Here is a 17796-nt window from a genome sequence, read left to right on the forward strand (position 1 = left end):
GCGGGCCTCTCGGCTGTGCACATGTACGTGCTGTGGGTGTGACGGCTCAGTCTTCGCGGACGTATGCCTTGTGGAGGGGCTCGGCGTTGAGTAGGTCCTGGCCGGTGCCGGGCACTGTGACCTTGCCGATTTCCATGTCCTGGTCGTCGTCTGCCAGTGGCAGCGCGGTGTGGGCGGTCTGTTCGATCGCGCGGTAGCCCTCGGCCTGGATGGCGAACAGGTGGGCGTACTGTCCTTCGGCGGCCATGAGTTCCTCGTGGGTCCCGTGTTCGGCTATGCGGCCGTCTTCCAGGACGATGATGGTGTCCGACTCCCTGACGACTCCGAGGCGGTGGGAGACCAGCAGGCTCGTGCGGCCCGATCGGTGCCGGCGGAGGCGGCGGTGGATCTCGTGTTCCGCGTTGGCGTCGAGCCCGGCGCTGGGCTCGTCGAGGATGAGTAGGTCGCTGTTCTCGCGCAGGAGTGTGCGAGCCAGCGCGACGCGCTGCCATTGACCGCCGGAGAGTACGACTCCGGTCTGTGGGTCGTCCTGGTCGAGGTTCTCGAAGAAGATCCGGCTGAGGAGTGTGTCGTAGCCCTGTGGGAGTTGCCCGAGCTTGGTGTCGATGTCGGCCAGTTGTGCGGCGGCCTTGATGCGGGTGAGATCGGTCAGCAGGGAGAGGTCGCCGACTCCGATGTTCTCGGCCGCGGTGAGGTCGTAGCACATGAAGTCCTGGAACAGGACGCCGATCCTGCGGCGCAGTTCAGTCGGCGGAATCGTCCTGATGTCGACGCCGTCCCAGAGTATGGCGCCGCGGGTTGGGTCGTAGAAGCGGCAGAGGAGCTTGATGAGGGTGCTTTTGCCCGCCCCGTTGAGGCCGACGAGTGCGACTGATGATCCGTGCGGGAGGGTGAAGTCGAGGCCGCGCAGTACCCAGGGGTGGCTTTCGTCGTAGCGGAACCACACGTCACGCAGTTCGATCCCCTTGTGGAGGGGGGAGAGGGCCGTCGCCGTGGCTGGGGGGAAGTCGTTGGGTGTGGAGATGATCTTCTGGTGGTAGCGGAGCATGAGCATCGACTGGTAGGTGCTCGCGAGGCCGGCCGCCAGGCCGATGAGTGCTCCCTGGGCTCCGGCCACGGCGGTGACGAAGGCCATGACGGAGCCGACGCTCAGGGTGCCGGTGGTGGTTGCGAAGACGGCCCACACCAGTCCTCCCCCGGCGACTGTGGAGGAGAGCAGGGAGAGCAGGCTGTGTGTACGGAACTCGCGCCGGTCGACTCGTCGCTCGCCATCGTGCATGACGGTGAGCTCGTTCAGCATGCGGTTCTTGAGGAAGGGGCCGAGGCCGAAGAGGCGGGTTTCCTTCACTGCTGTCAGGTCGGAGATCAGTGACGAGTAGAAGATCTGCCGCCGTGTGGCCGGGGAGATGGCGTCGAGCATGGAGACGCGTCCGCGCGACAGGGCCAGGTGGGCCAGGAGGGCGGGTAGTGCGGCGGCGGCGACCAGAGCTGCCATGATCGGGCTCATGGCGAACAAGGTTGCCAGCAGGCTGACCATGGTGATCACGTTGCGTCCGATGTCGAACAGGCCTGCGGTGGCGCTTCCTGCGGCGGTACCGGATGCCTGCGATGCCATCGAGAGATCGTTGCGGAAGCTGGGATCCTCGAACCGTGCCAGGCCTTCGAACTCGTTGATCGTGGTGTAGAGCTGGTCCTTCATGATCTGGTCGAGCCGCCGGTCCAGTTCGCTTCTGAGGAAGCGGATCAGGTAGGGCAGGAGCCCAGTGGCCAGTCCCACCGCGGCGAGCGCAATCGACCATCGTAGGGCGCCCGCGACCTGTCTGGAGGTGAGGTCGTCGACAACGAACTTGGTGATCCATGTCGTGGCGGTGGGTAGCAGCCCGCCGATCACGGTGGCTGCGAGATAGGTCAGGCAGCGGCCACGCCCCGCTCGCCAGCAGAGGCCGACGGCCGCGCCGACCAGTTGCATGGCGTCATGCAGCCGGAAGGTCTCACGTCGGCGGGTCATGTGGTGGGCACCGGCTGGGCCAGAGTGCCGGGTTCGGTCATGGCCTGGGTGATCGTTCCGTCGGCTTGGACGAGGAGGAAGGGCGGGAACACCGGGGCATGGTCGTGGCAGCTGTCGCGGTTGGCGTCGAGGAACGTCACGAGCCGCGCTTCGGATTCACCGGCGAGCTCGGGAGTCGTCGTGCCCGCGAGGGTCTGTGGGTCGTACATCTTGAACGCCGGTTGCGCGCGGGGCCTGCCGGGTTCGGCGGAGTGTTCGCGGAGCCTGCGCGGCGCGGCGAAGGTGAGCAGCAGGTCGAGCAGGCAGAGCAAGCCGACCAGCACCACTGCGGCGACTGGGAACGTCATGAAGGCGAGTCTCGCTTTGTGTCGGTGGACAGTGGGGCCAGGTCGTCGAAACGGATTACGAGGAGCGAGCCGGCCAGTGGCAGCTGTGGCCAAGTCGGCGTCGCTGATGAGGGCAAGGGTTGGATTGCGTACGACCTGAACCGGACCTGGAGGGGCGGCCGAGGCACCGAAGCACCTGGCATGGGGCTGTCTGGCCGTCACGTGGCGTCACGACGATGCCTGTGGTGAATGGCATGGGTGAGGTGACTTCCCACGGCGGGACCGGCCAACGGGGTGTCGGTGTCTTCGAGTAATACCGGTGCGGCGTTCGGCGTCCACGATCGCCGCCGCGGCTGTTGCGGATGTTCTCCGGGACGGCCGCCGCGAGGCAACGATCGAGGACGAGAATTCAGCGAATGCCCTGTGGCTTTGGGTCTTCCCCGTCACGGTGACGATGAAGTCCACGAGGAGCAGTACGCGGCACCGGATGAACGGGTGGGTCACCTACGAGCAGCCGACCTGGAACGAGTTGCAGGGCCCGCAGCTGGAAACCCCGCCCACGACGTGACACAGCTTCACCATATGTCCGACGGAACCGATCACGTCGATGTATCCACAGCTGCTGCATTTCTTCCAGAACGAGGTGTCGGCGCTCGCCGTGGCTTTCGGCACCAGGCGATCGAGCATCTTGTCCATCAGGGTAAGTATGGTGTTCCTTTCTTTTGGTGAAATCCTCTCTGAGGATCTCTCTGAGAATATGGACGGCCTATCTACCGGGTCAGACGCCGTGGAAACATTCCGCGATCGCAGCTGTGGTTTCCGCGCGTGGAGGGCGTCACTGTCCAGCAGTGCCGCGATGAGTCTGACGTCCGTCTCGGTGGGGTTCGCGTCGCCGGGGAGTCGGAGTGTTCTGGCCGCTGCTTCGGGCAGTGTCGCGTAGCTGGCCGCGAAGCATGGGCGAAGGTCGAAGTCGCCCGAGGATCATTCCTCCGGCTGTCGCCGCTCCAACCGCTTCCGTAGCCAGGCGAATGAGAGTTCGGGCCGGGCTGAGATCCGTGCGCCCGCGATCCGCACGGCCAGTGTGTGTCGTTCGCACGCCCGCACGGCCGCGTCGGCTGCCCCTGGGTCTTCCGCGGCCCGGCCTTGCCCGCTTGCAGGGTCAGTGCCTCTACGGCTTCGGTGTGACCGAGCTCGCCGAGGGTGATCTGCTGGGCCGCGCGCAGGAACCGGCCGAGCACGTCGCCGGGAGAGAGCGGCGGCAGGGCGGAGGTTGCCCCTTGCGGGTCCACGTACAGCTGTCCGTCGCGGTGGTGGTCGGCGACGCCGTACGCGGCTCGGAGCCCGAGTGCGGACTTCCCGATGCCGCCGGGCCCGTGGGTCGCGACCACGACCGGACCCGCGTCTGCGCGCAACGTCGACACCATACGGTCAAGTTCCGCCGTGCGACCGACAAAGATGGTCGGCCTTGGCGGCAATTGCCGCGGTATGGGTCGGCCCATAGGAATGCAAGGGCCAGGGCTCGACGTCGGGGAGTCAAGCTCCGGATCGCGAGCAAGCACGGCCTGGAAGAGCTGGAAGAGCTCGTGGCCTGGATCGACGCCGAGTTCTTGGCGCAGCGCGCCGCGTGCCTGGCGGAAGACGCGTACCGCGCCCTGCACGTCTCCGCCTCGGTAGGGGGCGAGCATCGGTTGGCCGTAGGCGCGCTCGCGCAGCGGATGGTGTTCGACGAACGGACGGAGTCTGTCGGTCACTCCTCTGTGGTCTCCGAGTGCGAGACCTGCTTCGGCGTGATCTTCAACCGTCCGCGCGTACTGCTCGCCGAGGGCATGCGCGAGGTCGTTCAACGCAGGGCCCAGGGGGACGTTCTCCGGTGGGCGCCCCCGCCGCTGCGCCAGGGCGTGGTCGAAGGCTGAGGCGGCGGTGCTCGCGTCTCCTTCCGCCAGTGCCTTGCATCCCGACTCCGTGGCCTTCTCGAAGGTTCGCACGTCCAGTTCGTCCGGCCGTACCCGCGGCCGGTAGCCGGACGGCGAGGTCATCAGGCGCTCGCCGAGCGCCTGATCGCTCCGTCGTAGTCGCATGACGTAGGTGCGGAGGTTGGGTAGGGCTGAGGCCGGAATCCGGTCGCCCCAGATCTCATTTGTCAGCGAGGGGGCGGCGACTACCTGGCCGGCAGCGGCCAGCAGCGCTGCGGTGACTGCTCGCTGCTTGTCCGCCGCGATATGGATTTGGCGATCTCCGGCCTGGATTTCGAGCGGGCCCAGGAGCCGGAACCTCATCGGGGGGAGAGCTTGCACACTACGACTCCCATCAGCCGCTCTGCGGGGAACGGGCCCCGATGCCGGGAATCGATGCTGTCGTCGCGGTTGTCGCCGAGCACCGCGAGGGTTCCTTGGCTCATCTGCCCGCCGCCGGGTATCTCGGGCGGTACGGGATCGCCCGGCAGGGCGGCGACTCGTTTCACGTTCCAGACCCGGCCGTCGGCGCCTGCCTTGGCGGCAGTGCGGAAGGGGCCCTCCAGTGGAGGTTCCAGGACGACGACGTCGCCGATTCTCACTCGCCGAAGTCGTCTTCGCCTGACGAGGACGCGGTCGCCGTGCGTCATGGTGGGCGTCATGCTCGTGCCCTCGACAGTGACCACGACCAGATTCCTGCGGGACCAGAACAGCACCGTACAAATGGCCAACACCCCCAGAACTCCATATGTCAGGGCCATGCCATGTCCTTATCTCCGGTGGTCAGGAAGCCGACCGCTCCACCGGCTCCAGATTCCCGCGTTCCGTGACGTGGTTGCGCGCCGTGCCGAAGAGGCCGTGGTGGCGGTTCCCGTGGTGTTGGACCGGCGGGGGAGTTGACGCGTGCCGACGGGTTCCGGGCGCGTCGTCGTCATGCGGTCGGGACGAGGTCGGACAGCTCGGACAGCTCCGTCGTGGACCGGATGACCGAGCCGTCTCGGTCGAGCACCAGGAATGTCGGGAAGGCTTGGATTCCCGCCGTGTTCACCAGTTCATCCGCTTGCGCGTCGCGCACCACTGTTGCTGCGCCGACCATGTGGTCGGCCAGTCTGTCGGCCTTCTCGCCGTTGCCGGATATGACGGCCAGTGCGCTGTGCTCTCGTACCTCTGCGGCGAACTGGGGTGCGTGTTCGTGACAGCTGCTGCAGTTCGCCTCGAAGAACGCAACCCATCGCGCTTCGTTCTCGTCTGCGATTTCGGGAATCCTCCGCCCCAGCAGCTCGGCCGGGTCGTAGGCGGCGAACTGAGAGCGTGTCCCGAGGCGTTCCAATTCGGCGGTGTGCTCGCGAAGCCGGCGCAGCACCGCGAGGGTGAGCAGGAGGTCGAACAGGCACAGTGCACCGACCAGCACGGTCGCGACTATCAGAAAGGGCACGAGTGGAAGCCTCACTTCTTCTCGGCGTGCACGTCAATAGCTGATGAAATAGATGGATTGCTGAACAACGAGACCAGATCGTCGAGGCGGACCACGAGCAGAACGCCCACGAGTGCTGTGATCAGTGCGATGGTGCTGCCGCCTGGATGCGGCGGCCAGGAATCCGGCTCATTGCCGAATGCGGCGATGATCCCGACGCCACCGATGGCGGCGAGAATCAAATTTCGAGTCACATGGACCGGGCCGAGAGGAGTCGCGGAGGTGCCGAAGCACCTGCAAGGTGTCCGACGGCCCATTCGCAGCGAGGCCAGAATTCCTGTGGTGAGGACGAGCAGCAGTCCGGTGCCCAGGAGGAGTCCTGCCTGGATTGTCGCAGGTATCACCAGGAGGGCGACGACCGCGAGTTCGACGGCTGCTACCGCGCTAGCCGCGGCTCCGGACAGTTTCCGTGGAAGCAGCCGCAGATCCACGATCGAGGCCGCGAACTCGTCGAACGCGGCCCGACCGCGGAGCTTCCCCGCCGCTGCGACGAGGAAGACACCGAACAGCAGCGCCCGACACCCAAATATCAAGTAGGGCATGAGCGGGTTCACTTCTCGGTCAGACGCAGATGGCGTAGTAGATGCAGCCGCTGCACGAGCTGGTTCCGCCCACCACGTGGCAGAGCTTCTTGTACTCTTCGAGCCCACGGCAATAACACCGCTGGTAGAACGACGTGTCGGCCTGCGCGGTGGCCTTCGGGATCAGGCGTTCCAGTACTCGGTCCCCGATACGGGCAATCGTGGAGTTCATGGAATTCTCTCCTGTCTGACTCAAGGAAGACACGGTGAGCTGAGGTAGCACGCGGAACAAGAAGTTCGGCCACCGACCACGTGGCAGTACTTCCGGTAGTAGAAGTCGTTGCTCCCGCAGTAGCAGATGGTCTCGAAGCTGGTATCTGCCTTGGCGACCGCCTTGGGTGCGAATTTTTCCAGCAACCGGTCGCCGATACTGCCGACGATGCTTTTCACCAGATTTCCCCCTCATCGTGGCGCCACGATTTCCCGCAGCGATTCGTACGCTAGCGGATGGGCATACAGCCATAGATACAGTGGACATATAGCGGCCGATGTACGGGACCTACAGCAGACGAACCACTACGCCCAGCAGTTGATTCGCGGCGTAGAATCCGCGGTGCCGCGAGTCGATGCTGTCGGGGTTGTCTCCGAAGACGACCAGGGCGCCGAGCGGCACGACGGCTGTGTCCTGATGTCCCGCGACGTGGGGTGGTACGGGATCTCCGGGCAGCGCCGCAGCGCGTTTGATGTTCCAGTGTCTGCCGTCCGCTCCGGGGCCCGTCGGCCGGTAGTCGGAGTTCAGCGGTGGCTCAAGTACGACGACGTCGCCCGTTCGCACGTGGATGAGTCGCCGTCTGCGTACGAGCACCCGATCACCGTGGGCGTAGGCCGGCAGCATGCTGGTCCCGTCCACCGTGACCACGACCCAGTGCCGCCGGATTCCCAGCAGGACTGCTCCGGCACCGAGGGCAACGGAGAGGCCTGTCCCGATGAGAATCAGCACCATGCGAACTCCTCTACGTTGCTTGTGAGTCGCGGATGTTGTCCCGGCCGGACCTCATCGCCTGCTGTCCGCGGTGAGGAAGGCCTCCAGAATGGGGTCGAGGCGGAGCGTGGGCGACGCGAACAGTTTTTCGGCCGTCCTGGCGGCGTCCGCAGAGGCAGTGAGATCGCCGGCGTCCTCATGGGCGCGGGCCAGTTGCCTCATGACGGCGGCTCGGCCGTAGTCGTCGCCGGTTTCGGCGACGAGTTCGCGTGCCCGGGTGAGATCTGTGAGGGCCACGGCCGGTCGTCCCTGGTGCAACCGGATCTCGGAGCGGCACAGCAGCGCTTCCCAGGCGTCTTCCCGGTTGCCGACCTCCTGGCAGCGGCGCAGGGTTTCCTCGAACATGGTCAGCGCTTGGTCGTACTGGCCGAGGAGGCAGTACGCACGGCCGAGGGCCGCCATGGTGATGCTCTCGCTGAGCCGGCCGTTCCGGTCGCGTTCGGCGCTGAGGCGTTGCTGGAAACAGTGCGCGGCTTCGGCATACCGGCCCAACTGCAGCAGTGCTTCCCCTTGGTTGTGGCGGAGCCGTTCGGCCACGGCGGTGTGTCCTCGCCCGTGTTCGTCGAGGAGCCGCCGGGCGGTGGTGATGTGGTCGAGTGCGTCTGTGGGATCTCCGCGGCGCAGGCTCAGCCAGCCGAGACTGTGCAGTGCCCGGGCCTCGGTCTCGGGGTCCCCGAGTTCCTGGGCGAGCGATCGGCTGCGCACCAGGGAGTCGCGTGCCGCTTCGGGCCGGTCCGCCCGCCAGTCGATGACCGAGGACACCATCAGGGTCGTTGCCTCTTCGGCCCGGTCCCCAAGCCGTCTGGTGACCTGGAGCGCCAGCTGGGTCAGTGTCTCCAGCTCTCGCCAGTAGCCGCGTTTCATGGCCGGTGAGCTGATGACCGTCAGGAGTTCGGTGACATGCCGCGCGGTCTCCGGCGGCGCGTCCGCGGCCTGGATCGCTGCCGCGACCAGGCACGGAAACTCCTTGTCGAGCCACCGCAGGCCGTCTTGGGCCGTCCACGGCCGCCCGCTGCCGGTCGCCGACTCGGGTGCGACGTTGTTGGACGCGCCGCGCTGGAGCAGGGCGACGATGTCCCGGCAGACGTCGAGGTACCAGCTCAGGGCACGTTGGACGGCTGCGCTGCGGCTCTCTGCCGGGAGTTCGGCGGCGCGTTCGGTCGCGTAGGCCCGCAGCAGGTCGTGCATCCGGAACCGGTCTTCGGTCACTGGTTCGATCAGCCGGCTCTCCACCAACTCATCGAGCGCGGTCTCAGCGGGAACCGCATCAGCGCTGAGCAGCGCGGCGGCCAGTTCCGTTCCGAACTCCGGTACTCCGAACGCTCCGAGCAACTGGAAGAGTCGTGCGGCATCGCCTTCGCCCGGGCGGGCCGCCGATGGCAGCGATCCGTAGCTGACCGCGAAGCAGCTGCGGATGTCCTGGTCGGCCACCCGCAGCTCGTCCAGGCGCCGCCGTTGGTCGCTGAGCCTCCCGCGGAACCGGCTCAGTGACCAGTCGGGGCGGGCGGCGAGCCGTGCGCCCACGATGCGCAGGGCCAGCGGCTGGTGGCAGCATAATCGGGCGATGTCCAGGGCTGCTTGGCGTTCGGTGTCGACCCGTGGCCGGCCGATCGACAGCTCAAGCAGGTGGAGCGCGTCGGCGTCGTCGAGTACGCCCACGGCGATCTGTACCGCGTCCAGCGTGGTCTGAACGGTGCGGCTGGTGACGATCAGGGCCGAGCTGCCCCGGGCCGGCACCAGGGGAGTGATCTGAGTGATGTCCGCCGCGTTGTCGAGAACGATCAGAACCCGTCGTTCGGCCAGCAGCGTCTGATAGCGGCTGGCCGCCTCGGCCCACGCCACGGGGATCTCGGCGTGGGGCACGCCCAAAGACCGCAGCGTTCGGCTGATCACCTCGGACGGCCGCAGCGGCGGCAGGCCGGGAGTCGACCCCTGAAGGTCGAGATAGAGCTGACCGCCGGGGTAGCCGTCGGCGACGGTGTGCGCGGTGCGCAGGGCCAACGCGGATTTACCGGTACCGCCCGGCCCGTGGATCGCCACCACTCGTGGCCCGTCGTCACCTTCCAGCGCCTCGTACACGCTGTCCATCTGGGCCTTCCGCCCGACGAAGATCGAGGGTCCGCACGGCAGTTCACGCGGTGGCTCACCGATGACGGAGGGGGCGGTGGCCCGCACCACTTCGACCGACGTCCCGGAGGAGATCGGCAGGCCGGAGTGGGAGGAGGGACCCGGGCGCAGCACATCCACATCACGCCGCAGGATCGCCTGATGCAGCCGGGAGAGTCCGGTGCCCGGATCGACTCCCAGTTCGTCGGCCAGATTCTGGCGTGCCCTGGCGAAGATCTTCAGCGCGTCGGCCACATCGCCGCACCGGTACATCGCCAGCATCAACTGCTCGTGGATCCGCTCCCGTAGCGGATACTGATCGATCAGAGTTCGCAGTCGTCGTGCCACGGCGATATGGCCGCCCAGCGCGAGCTGGACATCCATATGGTTCTCGACCGTCTCCACGTACCGCTCCGAGAGCTGAGTGACCAGGGTTCGTAGCGTCGGTCCCAGTACCACGTCCTCGGCAGGGGTACCTCGCCACAACGCCAGCGCACGGTCCAGAGCGGCATCCGCGGTGCTGAAGTCCCCCTTGGCCGCGGCCTTGAGTCCCTCTTCGCACGCCGTGTCGAACCGGTGGAGATCGAAGTCGTCGGGCTCCACCCTCAGGAGATAGCCCGAGTTCGAAGTGATGAGCCGGTCCGCCTCCGGTTCACCGGCCGGCGAGAGCAGCCGACGCAACTGCATCATGTAGGTACGCAGGTTCGGTACCGCTGAGCGCGGGGGGTCTTCCCCCCACACCTCCGTCACCAGTGAACGGATCGGCGCTCCATGCCCAGCACGTACCAGCAGCATGGCGAGCACGGTCCGATGCTTGTCGGCGGTGATGCGGACCAGCCTGTCACCATCCCGGACCTCCAGTGGTCCTAGAAGCCGAAATCTCAAACCCGGGGACCGCCTTCCTCGTCACAACTGTGCCCCACGCTATGTCGAGATGATGTTCGAAGTGAGGGTTTGGTGATTTCCTTCGGCAGGTCAGGGCGGCGGCCAAGGGCCTGTCACGCGTACGGCCGAGGCCCGCATCCCGGACAGGGAGTGTGGACCTCGGCCGTGTACGAGCGAGTGGTCAGTCCTCGCCGAGGTACGCCTTGCGTACCGACTCGTCGTGCAGGAGGTCCTGTCCGGTGCCGGAGAGCACGACGTTGCCGATCTCCATGACGTGTCCCTGGTCGGCCAGGGAGAGCGCGGCCTGGGCGTTCTGCTCGACGAGGAGGATCGTCGTGCCCTGGGACTTGAGTTCGACGATGGTGGACATGATCTTCTGCATCATGATCGGCGAGAGGCCCATGGAGGGTTCGTCGAGCATGAGGAGCTTGGGCTGGGACATCAGCGCCCGGCCCATGGCCAGCATCTGCTGTTCGCCGCCCGAGAGGGTGCCCGCTGCCTGCTTCCGCCGTTCTCCGAGGATGGGGAAGAGGTCGTAGGCGCGCTTGATGTCCTTCTCGATGCCTTCCTTGTCATTGCGGAGGAAGGCGCCGAGGTGGAGGTTCTCGGCGATGGTGAGGCGCGGGAAGATGTGCCGGCCTTCGGGGGAGTGGGCCAGGCCGAGGGCGACGATCTTGTGCGCGGGTACGCCGTTGAGGGGCTGGCCGTTGAAGAGGATCTTGCCCGAGGTGGGCTTGAGCAGGCCGGAGAGGGTGCGCAGGGTGGTGGTCTTGCCGGCGCCGTTCGTGCCGATGAGGGTGACGACCTGGCCTGCTTCGACGCTGAAGGAGATGCCCTTGACGGCTTCGATCTTGCCGTAGGAGACCCTGAGGTCCTCGACCTCTAGCAGTGCGGTCACTGGGCTTCTCCTCGCGTGCTGGTGGTGCTGTCCGCCGGGGCCGCTTCGGCGACGGCCTCCGCGGCTTCGACTTCGGCGACTTCCTCGTCTCCGGGTGCGCCCTCGAAGGGGGTGCCGAGGTAGGCGGCGACGACGCGTTCGTCGGCCTGGACGACCTCGGGGGTGCCTTCGACGAGTTTTTCGCCCTGGACGAGGACGGCGACGCGGTCGGAGAGGTTGAAGACGAACCGCATGTCGTGCTCGATGAGGAGGACGGCGATGCCCTTGTCGCGGATGGCGAGGACGAGTTCCTCGGTGGCGCGTGTTTCCTGGGGGTTCATGCCTGCGGTGGGCTCGTCGAGCAGGAGCAGTCCGGGCTCGCTCGCGAGGGCCCGTGCGATCTCCAGCTTGCGCTGCTCGCCGTACGGCAGGTTCCTCGCCAGGTGATCCCGCTTGTGGGCGAGGCCGATGAATTCGAGGAGTTCCATGGAGCGTTCCTCGGAGGCCTTTTCGGCTTTCTTGAAGCCGGGGCCGCGCAGAAGTGCGGACCAGATGCCTTCCTTGGTACGCGTGTGGCGACCGACGAGCACGTTCTCCAGGACGGTCATGTTGGCGAAGAGCCGGATGTTCTGGAAGGTGCGCGCGATGCCGGCCTGGGTGACGAGGTGGGGCTTCGGCGGGAGAACGGTGCCCTTGTAGGAGACCTTTCCCTCCGTCGGCACGTACAGGCCGGTGAGGCAGTTGAAGAAGGTGGTTTTTCCGGCACCGTTGGGTCCGATGAGGCCGACGATTTCGCCGCTGTTGACGGTGAAGTCGACGGAGCGGACGGCGGTGAGGCCGCCGAAGCGCATCGTGACGTCGCGGGCTTCGAGTACTGGTGTCGTCTGTGTCGTCATCGTGGCTAGGCCCCCGTCTTGGTGACGGCCGGTTGGTCGGTCAACGTCGTGGTGTCCGGTACGTCGAGTTGGCCGGTCTCGTGGAATTCGAGCTGGCGGCGGCGGTTGGCGATGATGCCTTCCGGCCGGAAGCGCATGAGGAGCACGAGGGCGATACCGAAGGCGAGGAGCGACTTGTCCTGGAGGAAGACGAGCTTCTCGGGCAGCAGGTAGAGGAGTGCCGCGCCGAGGAGGGGGCCTGCGACGGTGCCCATGCCGCCGAGGACGACGGCGGCCAGGAGGAAGGCCGAGTTGGGCGGGGTCGAGCCGGCGAACTGGTAGGGGTTCGGGACGACGCTGTAGGTGACGTGGGCGCTGACGGTGCCGGCGAGGCCGGCGAGTGCGGCGCCGAGGGCGAACGCGACGAGCTTGACGCGGAAGCCGTTGATGCCCATGGCGGTGGCGGCGGTCTCGTCCTCGCGGATGGCGATCCACGAGCGGCCGATACGGGAGTCGGCGGCGCGTGTGTAGACGAGTACGACGATCGCCATGATCAGGACCATGAGCAGGTAGTAGTTGGCGAAGCGGCCGAGGGTGAAGCCGGCGATGTCGTGGGATTCCCCGAAGTTGAACCCGAAGAAGGACAGGTCGGGGATGGAGGGGATGCCGTTGGGGCCGTTGGTGATGTCCGGGCCGGAGTCGCCGTCGAGGTTGTTCACGGCGATGCGGAAGATCTCTCCGAAGCCGAGGGTGACGATGGCGAGGTAGTCGCCGCGCAGTCGCAGGGTGGGGGCGCCGATGAGGACGCCGAAGAGGAGCGATGCGGCGGCGCCGGTGAGGGCGGAGGCCCAGAAGGGGAACTGCACGCCGGAGAAGGTGGAGAACTCGGAGCCGGAGACGAGGGCCGCGGTGTAGGCGCCGACGCCGAGGAACGCGACGTATCCGAGGTCGAGGAGTCCGGCGAGGCCGACGACGATGTTGAGGCCGAGGGCGACGGTTCCGAAGATGAGGATGTTGACGCCGATGTTGGCGTAGTGGTCGTCGGTCTGGGTGAAGGGGAAGGCGATGGCTGCGGCGAAGCCCATCGCGAGGGTGAAGCTGCGGTTGCCGGCGACGAGCGCGGAGAAGCGGTCGATGAGGCCGGCGGTGTGCAGGGCCCAGATGGCGAAGACGACGACGAAGAGGTAGCCGATGAAGAGTTCGCCGTACTCGGTGTCGATGCCGTAGGTGAAGGTCGCGAGACCGATGATCGTGACGGCGGTGACGATGAGCCGCTGGATCCAGGGTGCGGTGGCCTGGGCCGCGGGGATGCGGTCGGCCTTGGCGATGTAGTGGCCGAGGGTTTCCTTGACCGGTCGCTCGCCCGCGCCTTCCTGGGGGAGCGCGAGGGCTCCGATGAGGGGCAGCAGGGAGGCGACGGCGGCGATGTACGCGCCGGGTTCGAGGTTGGCGAGTCCGCCGAGGTCGGCCGCGATGGAGATGACGGTGAACCAGGTGGTCCCGAAGGCGCCCAGTGCGCTGAGGACGACAGGCGCGTTGTTGCTCGCGGGGCTGAGCCATTTCAGGCCGGGGGCGCCGTGGCGGGCGAGGGCGAACAGCACCGTGAGGATTCCGGCGGTGAAGGTCAGCCACTGGAGGCCGCCGGGGTATCCGTTGATGGTGAGGTCGCCGGGGAACGCGCTGGTCCAGGTCCAGGCGAGGAACGCGGACGCGGCGGTGGCGACGCCGCCGACGAGGACGAGCGCGCGGGCGGCGGCATCGGGCAGCGGTATGAGGCCGCGGGTGGCGGGGCGGGTCTTCGTGAGGGTGTCGGTCATGGTGATCACGCCCTGTCCGCGACGCGCTCGCCGAGCAGGCCTTGTGGCCTGAAGAGCAGGACGAGGATGAGGAGGCAGAAGGCCCAGACGTTGGCCCAGCTGGCGCCGCCGAGCTGCTGCATACCGGGGATGCCGTCGATGTAGGCGGAGGCGAGGGTCTCGGCGACGCCGAGGACGAGTCCGCCGAGCATGGCGCCGTAGATGTTGCCGATGCCGCCGAGGACTGCCGCGGTGAAGGCCTTGAGGCCCATGAGGAAGCCCATGCGGTAGTCGATGTTGCCGTACTTGAGTCCGTAGGCGACGGCTGCGACGGCGGCGAAGAAGCCGCCGATGGCGAAGGCGATGACGATGATGCGGTTGGTGTCGATGCCCATGAGCTGCGCGGTGTCCGGGTCCTGCGCGGTGGCCTGCATGGCGCGGCCGGTGCGGCTGCGGCGGACGAAGAGCGCGAGGGACGCCATACAGACGACGGCGGCGAGGATCAGGAAGATGTCGGCGTCCTTGATGGTGACGGAGCCGATGTCGTGGGTGTTGTCGAGGCCGGGGAAGGCGCGGGCGCGGTCGGCGTCGGGGTAGAAGTTGCGGACGACTTCCTGGAGGGCCAGGGAGAGACCGATGGCGGTGATGAGCGGTGCTAGCCGTGGTGCTCCGCGCAGTGGTCTGTAGGCGAACCGTTCCGCTCCGACGGCGATGAGGACGGCGACTATGCCGCCACCTATCAGCATCAGGGGCACGAGTGCCCACATCGATGTGCCCGAGGGGAGGGCCAAGTAGACGGTGAGCGCGCCGAAGCCTCCGGTCATGAAGATCTCGCCGTGCGCGAAGTTGATGAGCTGGACGATGCCGTACACCATCGTGTAGCCGATGGCGATGAGCCCGTACATCGAGCCTAGGAGCAGCCCGTTGGCCAGCTGCTGCGGCAGGGTGTTCACCGCATGGCCTCCATAGTCGCTGGTCGTTGTGCACTGTGGCGTGCACGCAGGGGTGGGTGTGGAAACGGGCCGCGCGGTCGGGGTCCTCCTTCCGCACGGCCCGTGGTGTGGTGCTCTGGGGTTGAGCGTCAGCCCGGAGTATCAGCTGCGGAGCGTCAGCTGGGGTCGTAGGTGCCGGTCTTGACGGCCTTCCACTTGCCCTTTTCGACCTGGTAGACGGTGAGCTGCTTGTTGGTCGTGTCGCCGAACTCGTCGAAGGCGAGCTTGCCGCTGATGCCTTCGAAGTCGGTCTTCTGTACCTCTTCGACGACCTTGGAGCGCAGCTCGTTGCCGGTGATGTCCTTCTTGGCTTCCTTGGCGGCCTTCACGGCGTTGATGATCGCGGTGGTGGCGTCGTAGGCGTAGGCACCGTAGGCGCCGTAGTCACCCTTGTAGCCCTTGTCCTTGTAGGTCTGGACGAAGGCCTTGGCGCCGGGGAGGGTGTCGACCGGGACGCCGATGGCGGTCGCGAGGTCGCCCTCGGAGGCGGTGCCGGCGGTCTCGATGTAGGTGGAGGCGAACATGCCGTCGCCGCCGAAGAGCGGGATCTTGACGCCGGCGTCCTTGAGCTGCTTGGTGATCAGCGCGGACTCGTCGTACTGGCCGCCGTAGTAGACCAGGTCGGCCTTGGAGGCCTTGATCTTGGAGACGAGGGCGCCGAAGTCCTTGTCGCCGGTGTTGATGTGGTCCGTCTCGGCGACCTTGCCGCCGAGCTTGGTGAAGGCCTCGTTGAAGAGCTTGGCGAGGCCGGCGCCGTAGGTCTGCTTGTCGTCGACGACGAAGACGTTCTTCTTCTTGAGGCCGGTGTAGGCGTAGTCGGCCGCGAAGCCGCCCTGGAGGGCGTCGGTGGTGGCGGTGCGGAAGTACGTCTTGTACGGCCGCTCCGGCTTGGTCTGCCAGTTCTTGCCCATGGTGAGCTCGGGGTTGGTGTTCGCCGGCGAGATCTGGACCATGTCGGCGGAGGAGAAGACCTGGGTCATCGTCTGGGCGACACCGGAGTTCAGCGGGCCGACGGCGCCGACGACGGACTTGTCGCCGACGAAGGCCGTGGCGTTCTGCTGGCCGGTGGCGGGCAGGGCCTTGTCGTCCAGGGCCTTGATCTTGAACTTGACGCCCGGGACGGTGTTCTTCTTGTTGGCGTCGTCGACGGCTATCTGGGCGCCGTACTGGATGCCGAGGCCGGTGGTGGAGTTCTCGCCGGTGAGCGGGGCGTCCACGCCGATGGTGAGGGTGGTGCTGCCGGAGTCGCCGCTGTCGCCGTCACCGCTGTCGTCACGGGAGCCACATGCGGTGAGGGTCAGAGCTCCGGTGGTGAGAATGGAGGTGAGAACCACCATAGAACGCTGTCGCACAATAAGTCCTTTCCGCAGGCATGGCCGCCCCTGAGGGACCGACGGATGCCGAGGTACCGAACTCCCGGTGGAGCGGTGACTGGGCGTGACTCTAAGCCTGGTCTGTGGGCAGGAGCATCGTTCGACGCTGGCTTGTGACTTTCTTGTTATGACGTGCCGGATGGTGCCCTTACGGGAAGGAGGGTCTCGGCCGGTTTGGCGGAAATTCCCCGACGTCCACATTTTGAGAACCCGCACTTCCGGTTGTACGTGGGCGGGGATGGACGTCATACGGGGTCACAGGCGGTGTGGAGCAGTCGGGAAAGGTCTCGGGGGTAGGCGCCGCCGAAGATGAAACTGTGATGTTGTATTGCGCGCGTGTTACGGAGCGTTACGTCAAGGAACGGCAAGCTCGCGTTGAGCGGGAGCCCGGAACACTCGGTCACGGCTATTCGGACGGTAATCCGGTGTGTTGTTCCGGCGCGCACGGTGAAGGGGGCGTCGGGTGCGGTGTGGGCGTGGAGTCCGGGGTAGGCGGCGCTCGTTATATGGAGGGTGACGGGCGGTCCGTCCCGCACGGAGACGGTGAAGTGGAAGGAGTCGCTGGTCGCGTCGGGGTCGTCGGTGTTCGCGGTGCCCGTGTACGCGAACGTGGTGACGTTGGCGGGGAACGGGGTGGGGGGTGGGAGGAACGGGGCGAGTGACGGCTCGTCGGGCGGCGGTGGCGGCGAGGTGCCGAGCGGGGAGGGCGTGAGCAGGATCGCGGCCGCGAGGGCGCCGGCGGTGGCGGCGGCGAGCACGGTTCTGCGGATGCGTGGCGGCAGCGCGCTCAAACGGCCGTACAGGTGTGGGGAGTTGTCGCCGATGACGTCGTCGGCCTGGTGGACCCGCGCTGTGCCGATCGGACCGGTCGGACCGGTCGGACCGGTGAAGTCGGCGGTGTCGGTGGGTTCGACGGGTCCGATGCCGCTCATGGCCGGAGCCTCATGGAGAAACGGTAGGCGTGCGGAGCCCGGCCGGGAAGGCGTACGCGGGTGGGGTCTGTCCGGCCGGGCGGCGGGCTGTGGTCAGTTCCCCGCGCTCGCTCGCTGTCCGTCTGCGGCGTTCACGTCCCGCAGCATGCACGTCAGCCGCGCGCTGCACACCCGCTTGCCGTCCTCGCCGCTGATCACGATCTCGTACGTGGCCGTCGAGCGGCCCCGGTGCAGAGGTGTGGCCACTCCGGTCACCAGGCCGGAGCTGGCGCCCCGGTGGTGGGTGCAGTTCAGGTCGACGCCGACGGCGATCTTGGAGCTGCCGCCGTGCAGCATGGCGCCGACCGAGCCGAGTGTCTCGGCGAGCACGGCGGAGGCGCCGCCGTGCAGGAGCCCGTACGGCTGGGTGTTGCCCTCGACCGGCATGGTGCCCACCACGCGGTCCGCGGAGGCCTCGACGATCTGGACGCCCATGCGGGTGCCGAGGTGCCCGGCGGAGAACATGGCGACCAGGTCCACGCCGAGCGCCGTGTACTCGTCGATGACCTCTTGCGGGAACTTCGCGTGGTGCTGCTCGCCCATGGGTTCTGCTCCTTCGTCGTCGATCGCGCTGCCCGAGCGGCCGCGTTGGCTAAGC

17 protein-coding genes are annotated in these 17796 nt (G+C 66.9%); all 17 read right to left on the reverse strand.

Going from position 1 to position 17796, the window contains the following annotated elements:
• Positions 1-46: 46 nt before the first annotated feature.
• Positions 47-2008: an ABC transporter ATP-binding protein gene (locus ACH4YP_RS32210; RefSeq protein ID WP_398494264.1), complete on the reverse strand. Its 1962-nt coding sequence runs from the start codon at positions 2006-2008 to the stop codon at positions 47-49.
• On the reverse strand, positions 2005-2355 hold the full coding sequence (locus ACH4YP_RS32215) for a hypothetical protein (protein ID WP_398494266.1): 351 nt from the start codon (positions 2353-2355) through the stop codon (positions 2005-2007). Before ACH4YP_RS32215 ends, ACH4YP_RS32210 begins: the two co-directional genes overlap by 4 nt.
• A 483-nt stretch (positions 2356-2838) precedes the next feature.
• On the reverse strand, positions 2839-3030 hold the full coding sequence (locus tag ACH4YP_RS32220) for a hypothetical protein (protein WP_398494268.1): 192 nt from the start codon (positions 3028-3030) through the stop codon (positions 2839-2841).
• A gap of 74 nt (positions 3031-3104) precedes the next feature.
• The gene (locus tag ACH4YP_RS32225) at positions 3105-4610 is read right to left on the reverse strand and encodes a BTAD domain-containing putative transcriptional regulator (protein WP_398494270.1); all 1506 of its coding nucleotides are present in this window, start codon (positions 4608-4610) and stop codon (positions 3105-3107) included.
• A complete protein-coding gene (locus ACH4YP_RS32230) occupies positions 4607-5047 on the reverse strand; it encodes a S26 family signal peptidase (RefSeq protein ID WP_361058492.1) in 441 nt (146 codons plus the stop codon). The genes ACH4YP_RS32225 and ACH4YP_RS32230 overlap by 4 nt, the downstream gene beginning before the upstream one ends.
• Positions 5048-5217: 170 nt before the next feature.
• Complete coding sequence (locus ACH4YP_RS32235; protein ID WP_361058490.1) at positions 5218-5697, reverse strand: hypothetical protein; 480 nt, start codon at positions 5695-5697, stop codon at positions 5218-5220.
• Positions 5698-5732: 35 nt separating this feature from the next.
• Entirely contained in the window at positions 5733-6302 is a 570-nt protein-coding gene (locus ACH4YP_RS32240; protein ID WP_361058488.1) for a MauE/DoxX family redox-associated membrane protein, read from the reverse strand.
• A gap of 19 nt (positions 6303-6321) precedes the next feature.
• Positions 6322-6513, reverse strand: a complete 192-nt coding sequence (locus tag ACH4YP_RS32245; protein WP_361058486.1) for a hypothetical protein — start codon at positions 6511-6513, stop codon at positions 6322-6324.
• Between the two features lie 327 nt (positions 6514-6840).
• Positions 6841-7284 (reverse strand): S26 family signal peptidase, encoded by a 444-nt coding sequence (locus ACH4YP_RS32250; RefSeq protein WP_398494272.1) that lies wholly within the window; start codon positions 7282-7284, stop codon positions 6841-6843.
• Positions 7285-7335: 51 nt separating this feature from the next.
• Positions 7336-10119 (reverse strand): BTAD domain-containing putative transcriptional regulator, encoded by a 2784-nt coding sequence (locus tag ACH4YP_RS32255; protein WP_398494274.1) that lies wholly within the window; start codon positions 10117-10119, stop codon positions 7336-7338.
• Between the two features lie 376 nt (positions 10120-10495).
• Positions 10496-11212, reverse strand: a complete 717-nt coding sequence (locus ACH4YP_RS32260; protein WP_361058480.1) for an ABC transporter ATP-binding protein — start codon at positions 11210-11212, stop codon at positions 10496-10498.
• Positions 11209-12087, reverse strand: coding sequence for an ABC transporter ATP-binding protein (locus ACH4YP_RS32265; protein ID WP_361058476.1), 879 nt, complete (start codon positions 12085-12087; stop codon positions 11209-11211). Before ACH4YP_RS32265 ends, ACH4YP_RS32260 begins: the two co-directional genes overlap by 4 nt.
• 5 nt (positions 12088-12092) lie before the next feature.
• On the reverse strand, positions 12093-13883 hold the full coding sequence (locus ACH4YP_RS32270; RefSeq protein WP_361058474.1) for a branched-chain amino acid ABC transporter permease: 1791 nt from the start codon (positions 13881-13883) through the stop codon (positions 12093-12095).
• 5 nt (positions 13884-13888) lie between these two features.
• Positions 13889-14815 carry a branched-chain amino acid ABC transporter permease gene (locus tag ACH4YP_RS32275; RefSeq protein ID WP_361058472.1) on the reverse strand — a complete coding sequence of 309 codons (927 nt, stop codon included), beginning with the start codon at positions 14813-14815 and terminating at the stop codon, positions 13889-13891.
• A gap of 155 nt (positions 14816-14970) precedes the next feature.
• A complete protein-coding gene (locus ACH4YP_RS32280) occupies positions 14971-16191 on the reverse strand; it encodes a branched-chain amino acid ABC transporter substrate-binding protein (protein ID WP_398494308.1) in 1221 nt (406 codons plus the stop codon).
• Positions 16192-16472: 281 nt separating this feature from the next.
• Entirely contained in the window at positions 16473-17159 is a 687-nt protein-coding gene (locus tag ACH4YP_RS32285) for a hypothetical protein (protein ID WP_398494276.1), read from the reverse strand.
• 93 nt (positions 17160-17252) lie between these two features.
• Positions 17253-17741: a hotdog fold thioesterase gene (locus ACH4YP_RS32290; RefSeq protein ID WP_361058468.1), complete on the reverse strand. Its 489-nt coding sequence runs from the start codon at positions 17739-17741 to the stop codon at positions 17253-17255.
• Positions 17742-17796: the final 55 nt, after the last annotated feature.

Origin of the sequence: Streptomyces sp. NPDC020747 (assembly GCF_044334695.1) — a bacterium.
GTDB lineage: Bacteria > Actinomycetota > Actinomycetes > Streptomycetales > Streptomycetaceae > Streptomyces.

What these genes read in the sequence shown, in the direction of transcription:
- ACH4YP_RS32230 (WP_361058492.1), bottom strand. Translation starts at nt 5,047, where the DNA reads ATGGCCCTGACATATGGAGTTCTGGGGGTGTTGGCCATTTGTACGGTG.
- ACH4YP_RS32245 (WP_361058486.1), bottom strand. Translation starts at nt 6,513, where the DNA reads ATGAACTCCACGATTGCCCGTATCGGGGACCGAGTACTGGAACGCCTG.
- ACH4YP_RS32250 (WP_398494272.1), bottom strand. Translation starts at nt 7,284, where the DNA reads ATGGTGCTGATTCTCATCGGGACAGGCCTCTCCGTTGCCCTCGGTGCC.
- ACH4YP_RS32225 (WP_398494270.1), bottom strand. Translation starts at nt 4,610, where the DNA reads ATGAGGTTCCGGCTCCTGGGCCCGCTCGAAATCCAGGCCGGAGATCGC.
- ACH4YP_RS32240 (WP_361058488.1), bottom strand. Translation starts at nt 6,302, where the DNA reads ATGCCCTACTTGATATTTGGGTGTCGGGCGCTGCTGTTCGGTGTCTTC.
- ACH4YP_RS32280 (WP_398494308.1), bottom strand. Translation starts at nt 16,191, where the DNA reads ATGGTGGTTCTCACCTCCATTCTCACCACCGGAGCTCTGACCCTCACC.
- ACH4YP_RS32255 (WP_398494274.1), bottom strand. Translation starts at nt 10,119, where the DNA reads ATGATGCAGTTGCGTCGGCTGCTCTCGCCGGCCGGTGAACCGGAGGCG.
- ACH4YP_RS32220 (WP_398494268.1), bottom strand. Translation starts at nt 3,030, where the DNA reads ATGGACAAGATGCTCGATCGCCTGGTGCCGAAAGCCACGGCGAGCGCC.
- ACH4YP_RS32290 (WP_361058468.1), bottom strand. Translation starts at nt 17,741, where the DNA reads ATGGGCGAGCAGCACCACGCGAAGTTCCCGCAAGAGGTCATCGACGAG.
- ACH4YP_RS32210 (WP_398494264.1), bottom strand. Translation starts at nt 2,008, where the DNA reads ATGACCCGCCGACGTGAGACCTTCCGGCTGCATGACGCCATGCAACTG.
- ACH4YP_RS32215 (WP_398494266.1), bottom strand. Translation starts at nt 2,355, where the DNA reads ATGACGTTCCCAGTCGCCGCAGTGGTGCTGGTCGGCTTGCTCTGCCTG.
- ACH4YP_RS32270 (WP_361058474.1), bottom strand. Translation starts at nt 13,883, where the DNA reads ATGACCGACACCCTCACGAAGACCCGCCCCGCCACCCGCGGCCTCATA.
- ACH4YP_RS32265 (WP_361058476.1), bottom strand. Translation starts at nt 12,087, where the DNA reads ATGACGACACAGACGACACCAGTACTCGAAGCCCGCGACGTCACGATG.
- ACH4YP_RS32285 (WP_398494276.1), bottom strand. Translation starts at nt 17,159, where the DNA reads ATGAGCGGCATCGGACCCGTCGAACCCACCGACACCGCCGACTTCACC.